Source organism: Exiguobacterium sp. s70 (assembly GCF_018618315.1).
Taxonomy (GTDB): Bacteria; Bacillota; Bacilli; order Exiguobacteriales; family Exiguobacteriaceae; genus Exiguobacterium; species Exiguobacterium chiriqhucha.
In genome coordinates this window covers 44,986-61,465 of sequence record NZ_JACSLV010000001.1, presented here as the reverse complement: position 1 = coordinate 61,465, position 16,480 = coordinate 44,986, and the positions used below count along the sequence as shown (strand labels likewise).

The 16,480-nt window shown below is 56.0% G+C and carries 15 protein-coding genes; 14 read left to right on the top strand and 1 reads right to left on the bottom strand.

Annotated elements, in window-relative coordinates:
- Positions 1-65: 65 nt before the first annotated feature.
- The 9 genes from folD (at position 66) to spo0A (ending at position 9,196) form a co-directional block, all read left to right on the top strand.
- The gene (folD, locus tag KNP84_RS00335) at positions 66-902 is read left to right on the top strand and encodes a bifunctional methylenetetrahydrofolate dehydrogenase/methenyltetrahydrofolate cyclohydrolase FolD (RefSeq protein WP_215114030.1); all 837 of its coding nucleotides are present in this window, start codon (positions 66-68) and stop codon (positions 900-902) included.
- Entirely contained in the window at positions 895-2,244 is a 1,350-nt protein-coding gene (gene xseA / locus KNP84_RS00330; protein ID WP_215114029.1) for an exodeoxyribonuclease VII large subunit, read from the top strand. Before folD ends, xseA begins: the two co-directional genes overlap by 8 nt.
- Entirely contained in the window at positions 2,213-2,443 is a 231-nt protein-coding gene (gene xseB, locus KNP84_RS00325; RefSeq protein WP_029595272.1) for an exodeoxyribonuclease VII small subunit, read from the top strand. The genes xseA and xseB overlap by 32 nt, the downstream gene beginning before the upstream one ends.
- The gene (locus KNP84_RS00320) at positions 2,440-3,318 is read left to right on the top strand and encodes a polyprenyl synthetase family protein (protein ID WP_214756510.1); all 879 of its coding nucleotides are present in this window, start codon (positions 2,440-2,442) and stop codon (positions 3,316-3,318) included. The genes xseB and KNP84_RS00320 overlap by 4 nt, the downstream gene beginning before the upstream one ends.
- Positions 3,319-3,441: 123 nt before the next feature.
- The gene (dxs, locus tag KNP84_RS00315) at positions 3,442-5,334 is read left to right on the top strand and encodes a 1-deoxy-D-xylulose-5-phosphate synthase (protein ID WP_058764538.1); all 1,893 of its coding nucleotides are present in this window, start codon (positions 3,442-3,444) and stop codon (positions 5,332-5,334) included.
- A gap of 6 nt (positions 5,335-5,340) precedes the next feature.
- Positions 5,341-6,162, top strand: a complete 822-nt coding sequence (locus KNP84_RS00310) for a TlyA family RNA methyltransferase (protein ID WP_029595275.1) — start codon at positions 5,341-5,343, stop codon at positions 6,160-6,162.
- A 141-nt stretch (positions 6,163-6,303) separates the two neighbouring features.
- Positions 6,304-6,753: a transcriptional regulator AhrC/ArgR gene (gene ahrC, locus KNP84_RS00305; protein ID WP_021067696.1), complete on the top strand. Its 450-nt coding sequence runs from the start codon at positions 6,304-6,306 to the stop codon at positions 6,751-6,753.
- Between the two features lie 13 nt (positions 6,754-6,766).
- Positions 6,767-8,464 carry a DNA repair protein RecN gene (recN, locus tag KNP84_RS00300; protein WP_021067695.1) on the top strand — a complete coding sequence of 566 codons (1,698 nt, stop codon included), beginning with the start codon at positions 6,767-6,769 and terminating at the stop codon, positions 8,462-8,464.
- Positions 8,465-9,196 carry a sporulation transcription factor Spo0A gene (gene spo0A, locus KNP84_RS00295; RefSeq protein WP_021067694.1) on the top strand — a complete coding sequence of 244 codons (732 nt, stop codon included), beginning with the start codon at positions 8,465-8,467 and terminating at the stop codon, positions 9,194-9,196.
- Between the two features lie 615 nt (positions 9,197-9,811).
- On the opposite strand, the gene KNP84_RS00290 is transcribed toward spo0A, so the two are convergent.
- The gene (locus KNP84_RS00290; RefSeq protein ID WP_021067693.1) at positions 9,812-10,060 is read right to left on the bottom strand and encodes a DUF2627 family protein; all 249 of its coding nucleotides are present in this window, start codon (positions 10,058-10,060) and stop codon (positions 9,812-9,814) included.
- Positions 10,061-10,191: 131 nt separating this feature from the next.
- Between KNP84_RS00290 and KNP84_RS00285 the strand changes: the two genes are divergently transcribed.
- The 5 genes from KNP84_RS00285 (at position 10,192) to lpdA (ending at position 16,476) form a co-directional block, all read left to right on the top strand.
- A complete protein-coding gene (locus KNP84_RS00285; protein ID WP_021067692.1) occupies positions 10,192-11,829 on the top strand; it encodes a sigma-54-dependent Fis family transcriptional regulator in 1,638 nt (545 codons plus the stop codon).
- A 122-nt stretch (positions 11,830-11,951) separates the two neighbouring features.
- The gene (gene yqiS / locus KNP84_RS00280) at positions 11,952-12,848 is read left to right on the top strand and encodes a phosphate butyryltransferase (protein ID WP_021067691.1); all 897 of its coding nucleotides are present in this window, start codon (positions 11,952-11,954) and stop codon (positions 12,846-12,848) included.
- Positions 12,849-12,868: 20 nt separating this feature from the next.
- A complete protein-coding gene (locus KNP84_RS00275) occupies positions 12,869-13,990 on the top strand; it encodes a Glu/Leu/Phe/Val family dehydrogenase (RefSeq protein ID WP_021067690.1) in 1,122 nt (373 codons plus the stop codon).
- A gap of 1 nt (position 13,991) precedes the next feature.
- Positions 13,992-15,083 carry a butyrate kinase gene (gene buk / locus KNP84_RS00270; RefSeq protein WP_214835150.1) on the top strand — a complete coding sequence of 364 codons (1,092 nt, stop codon included), beginning with the start codon at positions 13,992-13,994 and terminating at the stop codon, positions 15,081-15,083.
- Positions 15,067-16,476 (top strand): dihydrolipoyl dehydrogenase, encoded by a 1,410-nt coding sequence (gene lpdA / locus KNP84_RS00265; RefSeq protein WP_215114028.1) that lies wholly within the window; start codon positions 15,067-15,069, stop codon positions 16,474-16,476. The genes buk and lpdA overlap by 17 nt, the downstream gene beginning before the upstream one ends.
- The last annotated feature ends 4 nt before the right edge of the window (positions 16,477-16,480 follow it).

Here is a 16,480-nt window from a genome sequence, read left to right as displayed (position 1 = left end):
TTAAACAAATAGAGAAGACACCACACCAACTACAGAGAAACCTAAGACAACGGGGGATGAGAGAGATGGCAGTAGTGATCGACGGGAAACAAATCGCAGCATCATATCGGGAGACGTTAAAGGAACGGGTCAGTGCGCTGCGCGCACGCGGCATCGTACCGAAACTGAAAGTCATTTTAATCGGGGATGATCCGGCGAGCCACAGCTACGTCCGGGGGAAAGAACGGGCAGCGGCTGACATCGGCATCGATTCGCAAGTGATTCGCTTCGATGACACGATTTCAGAACGTGAAGTGCTCGAACTGATTGATTCGATGAACGCGGACGACGAGTTGCACGGTATTCTCGTGCAGTTGCCGTTGCCGAAGCATATCGATGAGAATCGCGTCATTATGCGCATCTCACCGGACAAAGACGTGGATGGGTTCCATCCGACGAACGTCGGGAAGATGATGCTCGGTCTCGAGACGCTATTGCCATGTACACCGCACGGGATTCTGCACCTCGTCAAAATGCAGACCGACTTGGTCGGCAAGCACGTCGTCGTCGTCGGTCGCAGCCAAATCGTCGGGAAACCGGTCGGGATGCTGTTCTTGAACGAATCCGCGACCGTGACCTACTGCCATTCGAAGACGAATGATCTCGGGGCGATGACACGGCAGGCCGATATTTTGATTGTCGCCGTCGGTCGGGCCGGTCTCGTCACAGCTGACATGGTCAAACCTGGGGCGATCGTCATCGATGTCGGTGTCAACCGCGTCGACAGTCGTCTCGTCGGGGACGTCGACTTTGCAGGTGTCCGTGATGTCGCGAGCGCCATCACCCCTGTTCCGGGTGGTGTCGGCCCGATGACGATTACGATGCTCATGCACAACACGGTCGAGGTCGCCTCTCGTGGCTAATCCGATTCAAGTTTCCGAAGTCGTCCGCTACGTGAAGCGACAGCTCGACGATGACCCGATTCTGCAACAACTTGCCGTCATCGGCGAGATTTCGAACTTCAAACGGTACGCCTCCGGGCACTGTTATTTCACCCTCAAAGACGAATCGTCGCGGATGAAGGCGGTCATGTTCTCTCGTGACGCCCGGACGCTCAACTTCGAACCGAAAGACGGGATGAATGTGATCGTCGTCGCCCGCGTGACGATGTACGAGTCGACAGGCGACATCCAGCTGTACGTCGAACTGATGCGACAGGACGGCATCGGGATGTTGTTCGAACGGTATGAGGCACGAAAACGTGAACTCGAGGCGAAGGGATGGTTCGCAGCGGAACGGAAACGTCCGCTGCCGGCCTTCCCGGAGCGAATCGGGATTATCACTTCGCCGAAAGGCGCGGCCCTCCACGATATCGCCACGACACTCAGACGACGTGCGCCGCACGTGGCCATCACGTTCGCGCCCGTCGCCGTCCAAGGCGATCAATCCGCCCCGCAAGTGGCGAGCGCGATTCGGTGGATGAACGAACGCACCGATTGCGACGTGTTAATCGTCGGCCGAGGTGGCGGGTCGATTGAAGAGTTATGGGCGTTCAACGAGGACGTCGTCGTCGAAGCGATTCACGAATCTAGGATTCCTGTCATCTCGGCTGTCGGGCACGAGACCGATTTCACGTTGGCTGACTTTGTCGCCGACGTGCGGGCCGCGACACCAACGGCGGCGGCAGAGCTCGCGACAGCGACGATCGAGGCGCAACGAAAAGACGTCGAACGGTTGACGGCCCAGTTGACCCGGTCCGTCACGAATCAGATGTCCTCGATTCGGGAACGGCTCGGTCGGGCGACGAACAGTTACGGCTTAAAGTCGCCCCGCTTCACGCTCACACAAAAGCGGGAGCGGTTCGAACAAGCCGAGATTCGGCTCGAACAAGGTGTCACGAAACAAGTGACACATGCCAAACATCGCCTTGCCCAGTCCCGACAACAGCTCGATGTCCGAAAGCTGGCGCAGACGCTTCGTCGCAACGAGGAGACACACCGACAATTCGACGGTCGCCTCAAGCGCATCCGCCCACTCGAACGACCGGCGGACCGCTTTGCAGCCCAAGTCGGTCGCTTGAACGCGGTCAGTCCTCTCGCCGTGCTCGCTCGAGGATATACGTTGATTGAGCAGGATGGGACGTACGTGAAAGATGTCAAACAACTACATGACGGCCTGGTGACAATCCGGTTTCGGGATGGCCAAGCCGTTGCGGAAGTGAAGGAGAGACATGATGGCGAAACAACAAGCAGAACAGACGTTTGAAGCGGCACTCGCCCGCCTCGAGGAAATCGTGACGCAACTCGAGACAGGAGAAGTCGCCCTTGAAGAAGCGATGACCCTCTATGAGGAAGGTGTCCGCTTGTCGGCACTCTGTCAGGCCAAATTGACGGCCGCGGAACAGAAGATGGACGAGATTCTCGAACTCGACGGGACGCTCCGTGAAAAGGGTGGCACCGTATGAGCGCGCAAGCCTATCTTCAAGAGTGGAAACAGGAAGTCGAGACGGCGACACGCCGTCTCATTGACGCGTCGTCGATGCCGGAGCGTTTGTTCCAATCGATGACGTACTCACTCGAGGCAGGGGGGAAACGGATTCGTCCGGCTCTCCTTTATGCCGTCCTCGATACATACGGACGTCCGCGGGCGCTCGGTCATGAAGCGGCTGTCGCCCTCGAGATGGTCCACACGTACTCGCTCATCCACGACGACCTTCCGGCGATGGATGATGACGACGTAAGGCGTGGGCGTCCGACGAATCACCGTCAGTTCGATGAGGCGACCGCGATTCTCGCAGGCGACGCCCTATTGACGGACGCGTTTCGGATTCTGGCCCATGCGGAGCTCGAACCAGTGAAGAGCGTCGCGCTCATCGCCCGCTTCAGTGAAGCGGCCGGCAGCGCCGGCATGGTCGGTGGTCAGCTCGATGACATGCTCGCCGAAAAACGCGCCGGCGTGTCGCTGTCGACCTTGCAATCGATTCATGAGCGAAAGACGGGGGCACTGCTCGTATATGCCCTCGAAGCAGGCGCGATTTTGGCGGACGCCCCATTGGCGGACCGACAGGCGCTCGTTCGCTTCGGGAAACATCTCGGTGTCGCCTTCCAAATCCAAGACGATATTTTAGACGTCGAAGGAGACGAGGCGCTCATCGGGAAGCGGGTCGGTTCGGACGAAGGCAACGATAAAGCGACGTATCCGAAACTGCTCGGGCTCGATGGGGCGAAGCAAGCGCTCGAACGGGAAGTCACGGAAAGTGAGGCCGCATTGGCCGAACTATCGGTCGAGGCCCCCCGTTTACGAGAGCTTCTCGACTTCGTCGTGCAGCGCAATCATTAATCTCGGTGACACGATGAGCACATCGTGTCACCTTTGTTTTTGTGAATGTATAGCATCTATGGACACATTCTTGTAAAATGTAAGGTACGAATCAGTAATAAGACAGGAGAAAGGATGGTCATCATGGACTTGACATCCATTCAAGACCCGTCATTCTTAAAAAAGATGTCGGTACCCGAGTTAGAAGCACTCGGCGCGGACATCAGACGGTTTTTGATTGAAAAATTGGCTGAAACGGGAGGGCACTTGGGACCAAACCTAGGGGTTGTCGAATTGACGCTTGCCTTGCACCGTGTATTTGACAGTCCGAAAGACCAACTCGTATGGGATGTGGGGCATCAAGCCTACGTCCACAAAATCTTGACAGGACGAACGAGTCAGTTCGACACGCTCCGTCAATACAACGGCTTATGCGGGTTCCCGAAACGTTGTGAGAGCGATCATGACGTCTGGGAGACGGGGCACAGCTCGACGTCCTTATCGGCCGCGATGGGAATCGCCATCGCGAACGAATTGAAAGGGCGCGCGAACGACCGGGCCATCGCCATCATCGGGGACGGGGCGCTCACAGGGGGAATGGCGCTCGAAGCACTCAACCATATCGGCGCCGAGAAACAAAACGTCATCGTCATCTTGAACGACAATGAGATGTCAATCGCCCCGAACGTCGGTGCCTTGCACAATATGCTCGGTCGGATGCGCTCGTCTCGTAAACTGAAACACGCCCGTGAGGAAGTCGAAACGCTCATCAAACATATCCCGATCGTCGGCAACTCGCTCGAACGGAGCGGGGAACGTGTGAAGGATATGTTGAAATCAGCGCTCATCCCGGGGACGTTCTTCGAAGAGCTCGGATTCACGTACTTCGGACCGACAGACGGTCACGATTTACGCGACCTGCTTGAGACGCTCGAATATGCCAAGAAAATCGATGGACCGGTCATCGTCCACGTCATCACGAAAAAAGGCAAGGGCTATCGCCCGGCCGAACTCGATGGTGTCGGAACGTGGCACGGCCTCGGACCGTATAAAATCGAGTCGGGAGAAGTCATCAAAGGCAAGGTCAAAGGACCGAGCTATTCGAAGGTCGTCGCTGAGACGATCACGAAAGTTGCCGAGACGGACGAGCGCGTGACACTCATCACACCCGCGATGAGCGTCGGCTCGAAACTCGATTGCTTCAACAAGCAATTCCCGGAGCGGATGTTTGACGTCGGCATCGCCGAACAGCATGCGGTCACATTGGCCGGAGGACAGGCGACACAAGGCTTGAAGCCGGTCGTCTCGATTTATTCGACGTTCTTCCAACGCGCCTATGATCAGCTCGTGCACGACATTTGCCGTCAAAACTTGAACGTCGTCTTCACAATCGATCGTTCTGGTCTCGTCGGAGCGGACGGGGAGACGCACCAAGGGGTATTCGATATCGCCTTTATGCGTCATGTCCCGAATATTCGCATCTTGATGGCGAAAGACGAGGAAGAGTTGCAACATCTTGTCTATTCAGCGCTGAAGTATGATGATGGTCCAATTGCCGTCCGCTTCCCGCGTGGTGAAGGAATCGGCACACCGATGAGCGAGACGCTCCGCGAATTGCCGCTCGACGTCTGGGAGACGGTTGCAGACGGGACGGACGTCGCCATCTTGACGTTCGGTCCACAAGTGCAAGACGCGCTCGAAGTACGCGCACTGCTTGAAGGACAAGTGAGCGTCCGCGTCATCAACGCTCGGACGATTAAACCGCTCGACGATGTTATGCTCTCCGCTTTATATGCGGAAGGCATCCCGCTCGTCACGTTAGAGGAAGCGGCGCTCGCCGGAGGCTTCGGCAGCAGCGTGCTCGAACATGCGAGCGATGCTGGGCAGTTCCCGCGTGTGCTCCGACTCGGCATTCCGGACCGCTATATCGAACACGGCGGCGTCAATCAGCTGCTCGAAGAAATCGGGCTCCGTCCGACGCAAATCGCTGACTCGGTTCAGCAGTTCGTTCAAGTGACAAATCGACAGAATGTGTGAGGAACTATGGAAAAACGAAAGAAAACTAGATTAGATGTGCTCCTCGTCGACCGCGGCTTAGCGGAGACGAGAGAGAAGGCGAAGCGGTCTGTCATGGCCGGGCTCGTCTATAGCGGGACCGAACGGCTCGACAAGGCGGGCGACAAAGTGTTCGACGACATCCCGCTCGAAGTGAAAGGCCAAGTGTTGCCATACGTCGGACGGGGCGGACTGAAGCTTGAAAAAGCGCTCCAAGTCTTCCCGTTCGATGTGGCTGGTAACATCGGCATCGATATCGGTTCATCGACAGGCGGTTTCACCGATTGTGCGCTCCAAAACGGGGCCACGCAAATGTATGCCGTCGACGTCGGCTATAACCAGTTGGCGTGGAAACTTCGGAGCGATGACCGTGTCGTCGTCATGGAGCGGATGAACTTCCGCCATGCGACCGCTGACCAGTTCCCGGTGACGCCGGATTTCGCGACGATCGATGTCTCGTTCATCTCACTTCGGCTCATGATTCCGCCGTTGAAGACGATCTTGAAGCCTAACGGTATCGTCATGGCGCTCGTCAAACCGCAATTTGAGGCCGGGAAGGCCGATGTCGGCAAAAAAGGCATCGTCCGGGACCGCGCCATCCATGAACGGGTCGTCGACGACATGGTCCGTTACTTCGCCTCGGAAGGATTCGAAGTCGCGGGACTCGACTTTTCACCGATTACCGGTGGGGATGGGAATATTGAATTCTTATTGTTCGCCCGTTTCACCGGTGTCGGCAGTGTCGACCCAGCCATCGACGTGGACGCGGTCATCGACGCCGCCCACGCGCAATTAAAGAAGAATGCTTGAGCTGCAGACGTTTCGTCTGCAGCTTTTTCATGCGCGAATGCGACCGACTGGGGAAATCATCCTGCGAATGCTAGACCTTTTTTCGACAATACTTTAGAATGATACTGAGTATGTGAAACATAAAATGAGGTGTCAGCGAGTATGAATAAAGGACAGCGCTTGATTAAGATTCGAGAAATCGTGACAAACCGTGAAATCGAGACGCAAGACGAGCTCGTCGACGAGCTGCATCGCTCTGGATATCCAGTGACCCAGGCAACAGTGTCAAGGGACATCAAAGAGCTCCATCTCGTGAAAGTACCGCTCAACGACGGGCGCTATAAGTATAGCCTTCCGGCCGATCAACGCTTCAACCCGTACGGCAAGATGAAACGGATCCTCGGCGACAGTTTCGTCTCGGTCGACTCGGCCCAAAACTTGGTCGTCATGAAAGTATTACCGGGCAATGCGGATGCAATCGGTGTCTTGATTGACCATTTGTCATGGGATGAATTGATTGGGACGGTGTGTGGCGATGATACGATTTTGATGATCGCCCGCGACGAAGACCAGGCAAAGCGAATCATCGAACGACTACTCGGAATGTTATGAGGTGAACTATCGTATGTTAGCAGAACTATCGATCAAACAATTTGCGATCATCGATGAACTGAATATCACGTTCAAACGTGGGATGACCGTATTGACGGGTGAGACCGGAGCCGGGAAATCAATCTTGCTCGATGCGATCGGCCTGCTCGTCGGGGGCCGCGGCTCGAGCGAGTTCGTCCGCTATGGCCAAGACAAGGCGGAGATCGAAGGGCTGTTCAACGTCGAACCAGACCATCCGATCATCGAGGCGGCGACCCAATACGGCATCGAGATTGAAGAAGGGACCGTCATTTTGCGCCGCGACCTACATAGTAGCGGAAAGAGTGTTTGCCGTGTCAACGGCAAGATGATGCCGCTGTCGACGCTTCGCGAGCTCGGACGGCTACTCGTCGATATTCATGGCCAGCATGAGCACCAGCACTTGATGGATGCCGAATACCATCTCGGCATTTTAGATAGTTTTGCCGAAACCGAGCTCGCCCCGCTCCTCGAACGTTATCGAGAGGCTTACGTCGATTGGAAGAACGTCGCCGACGAGTTGAAACGATTGAGTCAAAGCGAACAAGAACTGGCCCAGCGCATGGACCTGCTCGCGTTCCAGACGAATGAGATTGAGGCGGCCGAACTGAAGGTCGGGGAAGAACAGGCGCTCACCGAGGAACGGAACGAGCTCGCCAACTTCGAGCGGATTCATCAGCACGTCCGGTTATCGTATGAGGCCGTCGCGGATGAGGCGAAAGGTCTCGATCAAATCGGGATCGCCATGCGCGAGATGGAGGAAGCTTCCTCATTGTCGACTTCGCTCGCGCCGATGGCCGAAACGATCTCGAACGCTTATTTCTTGCTCGAGGACGCCAAATTCCAGTTGCGCGATCAGCTCGATTCACTCGAATTTGATCCGATTCGGCTCGATGAAATTGAGACGAGGCTCGCCTTGTTCCAACAGTTGAAACGGAAATACGGGGCCACGATCGACGAGGTCATCACGTATGGGGAAAAAATCGCCGACGAGTTAAAATCGATGACGAATCGGGAAGAACACTTGCAAGAACTATCGGACCGGCTCGCCCAGCTCGAACAAAAAGTGCGTACGACCGGACTAGCGTTATCCGCGGCCCGCAAACAAGCGGCGACCGAGCTCGAGAAAGCGATTCAGCGTGAATTGAAGGAATTGTATATGGAGAAGACCCAGTTCGAAGTCCGGTTCAAAGAAGGGCCGTTCAAGGCAGACGGACTCGACCAAGTCGAGTTCTATATGATGACGAACGTCGGCGAACCGTTCAAGCCGCTCGCCAAAGTCGCTTCAGGCGGAGAACTATCCCGCGTCATGCTCGCGTTGAAGTCGATTTTCTCGCGCACGGTCGGTGTCGCGTCCATCATCTTCGACGAAGTCGACACAGGCGTATCGGGACGGGTCGCCCAAGCGATGGGCGAGAAGATTTTCCGGTTGTCGGTCGGGTCACAAGTGCTCTGCATCACCCATTTGGCTCAAGTGGCCGCCATGGCGGACCAACACTTGTATATCACGAAGACGGAGACGGATGAGCGCACGAAGACGAACGTCTCGACGCTCGGGCATGCCGAACGGGTCGATGAGCTCGGACGGATGATTGCTGGGGCGCAGATGACGGAATTGACGAAACAACACGTGGAGGAACTGCTCACTATGTCTCTCCAATTAAAACGGAAGTTTATCGAAGGGGTGTCTTAATTGATTACATTATGCATCGCGGACGACAATCGAGAAATCGTCGATTTGTTGACCCGCCAACTCGAGTCCGAAGACGACTTAAAAGTCGTTGGGACCGCCTACGACGGCGAGGCATGCTTAGACGTCGTCAAGACACACCAGCCGGACGTGCTGTTGCTCGACATCATCATGCCTCACTTAGACGGCATCGGCGTCCTCGAACGGTTACAGACGGAATTGGCGCACGCTAAACCAGAAGTGATTATGCTCAGTGCGTTCGGGAAAGATGAAGTCACGAAGCAGGCCGTTCAACTCGGCGCTTCTTACTTTCTGGTCAAGCCGTTCAACATTCAACAATTGATCACGAAAATCCGCGAACTCGCTGCCGGTTCGAGCCGTGAGTTCGAAGCGATGTCGCCGGAAGAACTCGACATCTCGCTCTTGCTGCAACAACTCGGCATCTCGCCGCGCATCAAAGGGTTCAAATATATCCGCCAAGCCGTCGTCTACGTCCGAGAGCGTCAGGAGCTGCTCGGATTGATTACGAAGGAGCTCTATCCGATGATCGCGAAAGAGCATGAGACGACCTCGTCCCGAGTCGAGCGGGCGATGCGCCACGCCATCAAGACGGCGTGGGAGAACGGGATGCGGGACCACGAGATGTTCAACGGTCGCCCCGAGCGCGAGCGCAGTCCGAAAAACTCGGAATTCATCTCGTATTTCGTCACGTATCAATCGTTTAAACAGCAATAATCGATCAGGAGGCCCGCCTCCTGATTTTCTTTTACTTTGTGAAAGAAAGCGCTTGCAAATAATGCGGAACTTGTTATAATAAAGGTGTACCAAGTTACTTGGACGAGCGTCAGATGAACGCTTTCTAACGTGTTCCGGAACGTGTTAGAGCAAGAAATCATCTCGGACCGCTATCCGTCAATAGCTCAGAGGTGGGAACGACATCTCAAATCGTCATCGTCCCGACGAGAGGTCGCGACGTACGCTCATTCGCGAGGCGATTCCGGCATCGAGTTCGAAGCTAGGGACCGTGACCGGGGAAAACGAATCGTTCAGTTGACCAAAAGGAGTGTTGTCAACCGTTGAACAGTTTATGGCAAGCGTTCGACTTCACGATGGATGGTTCGACATGACCCGATGAATAATCGTTAGTAACTCGAATGGGTACGTTTCCGTTCACGCAAGACGGCAGTTACTAATTTCTTTCAAACTTCTTCATTAAGAAGACCATTGGACCCTCATGTCACAAGATTGTAGCAAGTAGGAGAGGAGATCATCCGTAGTGATCACAATTCAATACGAATAAAAAGGTTCCGCACTTGAAATGAAGTCAAGTTAGGGAACCTTTTTTTGTGTTCAAGAATCTATTCGTGGGACTTTGCCTGTTTTCTTGTCACGATTGAAGATATAACCTGCCACGAAACCGATCCCGCCCATCGCAATCAACAGTCCAAACGTTCCTTGTAACATCGAGGCGGCTGCCACCGACTCGATCCAAGAGAACGGGACGCTCGTCTTGAGGAAGAAACTGTCGCGAAGTAACTTGATGCCATAGACACCGAAGAGGCCAGGGATGATTAAGATCAACAGTGCGATGATGCGCATAGGATCTCCTCCTTAACACTCATAAGTTTACCAGAAAATACATAGCTCGACACGGCCTTTTTTGTGAGGTTGCGAAATCAGTTCAGGTTCAGTAGCATGAATGCAGAACGGTAAAATTGGGGGATTTCAGAATGAATAAACGATTGATGATTGTCGGTGCGGGAAAAGGCGGGACCGAAGTGCTGAAAATGTTGCTCGACTCGCCGCTCGTCACCGTCGTCGCCGTCATCGACCCGGAACAGACGGCCGAAGGGATGCAACTCGCGCGGAACCAGGGGATTATGACGGCGGAGGATTGGCGGGCATGTGCCGACAAGCGTCTCGATTTCGTGATCGAGACGACGGGCCGCTCCGAGACGTTCGATGAATTGAAAGGACATTTCGCCGACGCGGTCGTCTTGCCCGGCGAGTTCATCCGCATCGTCGTCGAACGGCTGAAGCAAAATCAACAGATGCTCGAGGCGATTATCGACTGTACGAGCGAGGCCATCTCGGTCGCCGATCACAACGGGAACACGATTTTAATCAACCCGTCCTATACGCGACTGACGGGATTCAAGAAAGAAGACGTCGTCGACAAGCCGGCGACGGCCGACATCGGCATGCAGGAGAGTGTCCACTTGAAAGTGCTGTCGACCGGGCAAGGAGTCCGCGATATCCGGATGCAAATCGGGGCGACGCGGCGCGACATTCTCGTCAATGCCGAACCGATTATCGTCGAAGGGAAGTTGCGCGGGTCGGTCGGTGTCATCCGGGACGTGTCTCAAATCCGAGCGCTCCGTGACGAGCTGCAAGAAGCGAAGACACGCATCCGCAACCTCGAGGCGAAATACCAGTTCGCCGACATCATCGCGTCGAGCGACGCGATGCGCTTCGTCATCGAACAGGCCCGCCTCGCCGCGGTCACGCCGGTCACCGTCCTTATTCGCGGGGAGTCGGGGACGGGCAAGGAACTGTTCGCCCACGCCATCCACGGTGAGTCCCCGCGCAAATACAAGAAATTCGTTCGCGTCAATTGCGCGGCCATCTCCCCGACGCTCCTCGAGAGTGAGTTGTTCGGCTACGAGGACGGCGCCTTCAGTGGGGCGAAACGTGGTGGGAAGGTCGGCTATTTCGAAGAGGCCGATGGCGGCTCACTCTTCTTAGACGAAATCGGCGAACTGCCGGTCGATGTCCAAGTCAAACTACTCCGTGTCCTGCAGGAGCATGAAATCGTGCGGGTCGGGGGTACGAATGCGATTCCGGTCGACGTCCGCATCATCGCGGCGACGAACGCCGACCTTGAACAAAAAGTGGCGGACGGCACGTTCCGTGAAGACTTATATTACCGGATCAACCGGATGCCGATCCACATCCCGCCGCTCCGGGACCGGCTCGAAGAAATCGAGCCACTCTGCGAACGCATCGTCCGCAAGCTGAACCAAGAGTACGGCCGCAGCGTGCGTGGGGTGAACCGCGAGGCGACCGAGCTGTTGAAGAATCAGTATTGGAAAGGCAACGTCCGAGAGCTCGAGAATGTCCTCGGGCGGGCGATCATCTATATGGCGAGTTCCGAGCAGTGGATCGCGCCGCACCACCTACAGCTGTCACCGCGTGTCGCATCGGCCCGACCGACCGACGCGCTGTCGTTACAGGATGCCGTGTCGCGCTATGAGCGTGATTTGATTGAACGGGCCATCGAGGAGGCGGACGGCAACAAGTCAGAGGCCGCCCGGCGATTACACATTTCGATTCGGACGCTGTATAATAAACTTGAACGTATGCAATAAATTACCTGCATTTTTTTTCATACCACGCAAAAAAGTGCAGAGTCTACGACCTATTAAAGCGCTTTCAAAAGTGGAAACAAAATTGCTTGTTAGTAGATGAAGACAGGCAAGGGGGGACATGCATGAATTTTGAACGGATGCTCGAAAAGGCGAAGCAGTTGGACGGGCGCACCGTCTCGATTGCCGGGGCCGCCGATGTGGAGGTCATTCGCGCCGTCAAACTCGCGACCGATCACGGTCTATCTCGATTTAAATTGATTGGAGATGCCCGGGAGATTAAACGATTATGCGACGAGCACGGCATCGAAGATCACGCGGTCGATATCATCCACGTCAAAGGCGATAAAGAGATTGCCAAACGAGCGACGCTCGCGGTCAAGACAGGAGAAGCGGATGTGCTCATGAAAGGAATGGTCGCGACGTCGACGTTCATGAAAGCTGTGCTCAGCCGCGAGGCAGGACTCCGGACGAACCGGACGCTCAGCCATATCGCCTTATTTCAAATCCCGAACCGGGAACGATTAATCGGTGTGACCGACGCGGCCATCCATATCGCGCCGACGCTCGAAGAGAAAGTGGACATCATCGCCAATGCGGTCGATGCGATGACAGACATCGGGTACGAGCTACCGCGTGTCGCTGCCATCGCCGCCGTCGAAGTGGTCAATCCACAGATGGCCGCCACGACAGACGCGGCGCTGCTCGCCCAAATGAACCGTCGCGGCCAAATCAAAGGATGTGTCGTCGACGGACCGCTTGCGCTCGATAACGCCGTCGACATGGTCGCGGCCAAACAAAAAGGCATCGAGAGTGAGGTCGCCGGACAAGCCGACCTATTGCTCGTCCCATACATAGAGGTCGGCAACGTCCTTTATAAGTCGATGATGTACTTTGCCGGAGCGAGCGTGGCGGCGATTGTCGTCGGCGCAGCCGCACCGGTCGTTTTGACGAGCCGGGCCGATACGGCCGAGGCCAAACTGTACTCACTCGCATTCGCGCTCTTGCACGCTAAAAAATAAATTTTATGGAGGAATCATCAATGATGGAAACAAACATGGAACCACGCTTTCGAATTTTCGACGTCTTGCAGGCCGAGGACTATGAGCAAATCGTCTTTTGCCAAGACCAGGCGTCAGGACTGAAGGCGATTATCGCCATTCATGACACGACACTCGGGCCGGCTCTCGGGGGGCTGCGGATGTGGAACTATGCGTCGGAAGAAGAAGCGCTCACGGACGTCCTTCGTCTCGCAAAAGGGATGACGTACAAAAACGCGGCGGCGGGACTCAACCTTGGTGGCGGGAAGGCCGTCATCATCGGCAATGCGAAGACGGACAAATCAGAGGCGTTGTTCCGTGCATTCGGTCGTTACGTGCAATCGCTCAGCGGACGCTATATCACGGCCGAGGACGTCAATACGTCGGTCGCCGATATGGACTTCATCCACATGGAAACGGATTACGTGACCGGCGTCAGCCCGGCGTTCGGATCGAGCGGCAACCCATCGCCGGTGACGGCGTATGGCGTGTATCGCGGCATGAAGGCGGCAGCGAAATGGAAGTTCGGTTCGGATTCGCTCGCCGGCAAGACGGTCGCTGTCCAAGGGGTCGGCAACGTCGCCTACAACTTGTGCCGTCACTTACATGAAGAAGGGGCCCACTTGGTCGTCACCGACATCAACGAAGAGGCGCTCAAACGCGCGGAGACGGACTTCGGCGCGACGGTCGTCAAACCGGACGAGATTTATGCGGTCGATTGTGACATCTTCGCCCCGTGTGCGCTCGGTGCGATCATCAATGACAAGACGATCCCGCTACTCAAGGCTCAAATCGTCGCCGGTGCGGCCAACAACCAGCTCGCTGAAGATCGTCACGGGGACGTGCTCGAGGAGCGCGGCATTCTGTATGCGCCGGACTTCGTCATCAACGCGGGCGGTGTCATCAACGTGGCCGACGAGCTCGAAGGCTATAACCGTGAGCGGGCGATGAAGAAAGTCGAACTCATCTATGACAACATGCAGCGCGTCTTCGAGATCGCCGAGCGCGACGGGGTACCGACGCATGTCGCTGCCGAGAAGATGGCAGAGGAGCGGATTCAGATGATGTCGCGTTCGCGCAGCCAGTTCTTGAAAGTCGAAAAGAGCTTACTCGGTGGGCGCTGAGATGACACGACAGCTCATTCTCGCCATCAACCCGGGGTCGACTTCGACGAAGGTCGGCTTGTTTGACGGAGCGGACGAGATTTTATCTCGTACCGTCCGTCACGAGGCCGACGTCACAGGATTGTCACTTCCGGAGCAACTCCCGCATCGAGAACGTGAAGTGCGGGACTTATTGGCCGAAACGGGCATTGCGGGCGAGGACTTGTCCGCAATCGTCGGTCGCGGGGGATTACTGGCCCCGATGACATCGGGGACGTACGCCGTCAATCCGCTCATGCGTGAGGATTTAGCGAGCGGTCGTTTCGGGATGCATGCCTCGAACTTGGGTGGACTACTCGCTTATAAACTCGGTGAATTATTTCAGGTACCGAATTTCATCGTCGATCCAGTCGTCGTCGATGAGCTCGGCCCGCTCGCGCGTGCGACGGGAATGCCGGAAATCAATCGTCGCAGCATCTTTCACGCCTTGAATCAAAAAGCGGTCGCAAAACGTTTCGCAGTCGAAAATGGAAGCGATTACAAACAGCTCAACTTGATTATCGCCCACCTCGGAGGAGGTATCACAGTCGGCGCTCACGCCAAAGGCGCCGTCATCGATGTGAACAACGGACTCGACGGCGACGGGCCGCTCGCACCGGAACGGGCAGGCTCGATTCCTGTTGGACAGGTAGTAGAACTATGTTATAGTACCAGGTATAAAGAGTCGGAAATGAAACAGAAAATCGTCGGACGCGGAGGGCTGTTTGCCCACCTCGGAACGTTCGACGCGATCGAGATCGAACAGCGCATGGCAGATGGCGATGAACAGGCCGCTCTTCTTTACGAGACGATGGCATACCGCGTCGCCCAGGAAATCGCCAAACATGGCGCCACGCTTCGCGGCGACGTCGACGCGATTCTGTTGACGGGTGGCATTGCCTATTCGACTTGGCTGACCGAGCAAATCAGTGCGCGCGTCGGCTATTTGGCGCCGGTCCACATCTATCCGGGCGAAGATGAGCTGAAGGCACTCGCCGAAGGCGCACTCCGGGCCATCCGACATGAAGAAGCAGTTCGAGAATATGAGGGGGATACACATGGCACGAGAATTTGAGATCGTCGTCATCGGCGGCGGTCCTGGCGGATATGTCGCAGCCATCAAGGCGGCCCAAGCCGGGAAAACTGTCGCAATCGTGGAGGCCGAGAAACTCGGCGGGACATGTCTACATAAAGGCTGCATCCCGACGAAGGCGTTGTTGAAAGCGGCCCACGTCTATCAGACGGCAAAACACGGGAGCACGTACGGTGTTGAGACGGGATCCGTTTCGTTCAACATGGAGCGGGCCCAGTCGTTCAAACGCGACTTGGTCGCGGGACTAGAAAAAGGTATTGAGCACTTGATGAAGCAAGGTAAAATCGAGGTGTTTCGCGGAAAGGCATCGATTTTGGGACCGAGCATCTTCTCGCCGCAGCCGGGAACGGTCGCGGTTGAAGACGAATCCGGTGAGTCCGAGCTCATCTTGCCGAACCAGCTCATCATCGCGACAGGGTCGATTCCCCGCGAACTGCCAGGGCTGCCGTTTGACCATACACGCATCTTGAACTCGGATGACCTGCTCCAGTTCGAACAGTTGCCAGAATCCATCGCCATCGTAGGCGGTGGGGTCATCGGTGTCGAATGGGCCTCGATGCTCATCGACCTTGATGTCGCGGTCACGCTGATTGAAGTCGGGGAGCGTCTGTTGCCGCTCGAAGACAAGGCGGTGTCACGGGAAGTCGAGCGACTCCTGAAAAAACGGGGCGTCCGTGTGTTGAAGAACGTCACCGTCGACCCGGAGCGTACAGAAGTAGCAACCGATGCCGTCTCGCTCGCGGTCGGCGAAGAGACGATCTCGGTCGAGTGTGTACTCGTCTCGGTCGGACGGGTCGCCAATACGGAACATCTCGGGTTACAGAACACATCGATTGTCGTCGAGAACGGTGTCATCCAAGTCGATGAACAGTATCGGACGAAAGAACGTCACATCTTCGCCATCGGAGACTGCATCGGCAAACTTCAACTCGCCCATGTCGCCTCGGCGGAAGGTGTGAAGGCGGTCGAGACGATTCTCGGTCACGAGCCGACTCCGCTCGACTACGCCTTGATCCCGCGTTGTGTCTATGGGGTCCCGGAAGTCGCATCGGTCGGCATGACCGAAGAAGGTGCCAAAGCAGCCGGGCATGAAGTCAAAACGGGCACGTATCGTTTCAACGGCCTCGGCAAGGCCCGTATCGAAGGGCAAGCGGATGGATTCGTCAAACTCGTGTCGGACAAGTCGACGGACGACCTGCTCGGTGTGCATATCGTCGGACCAAAAGCGACAGAACTAATCACAGAAGGCGGACTCGCTCTCGTCTTGAACGCCACGGCATGGGAAATGGGCCAACTCGTCCATCCTCACCCGGCGCTGAGCGAAGCGTTCCAAGAAGCGGCACTGGCCGTTGACGGATTACCGATTCACGCCTAAGGAG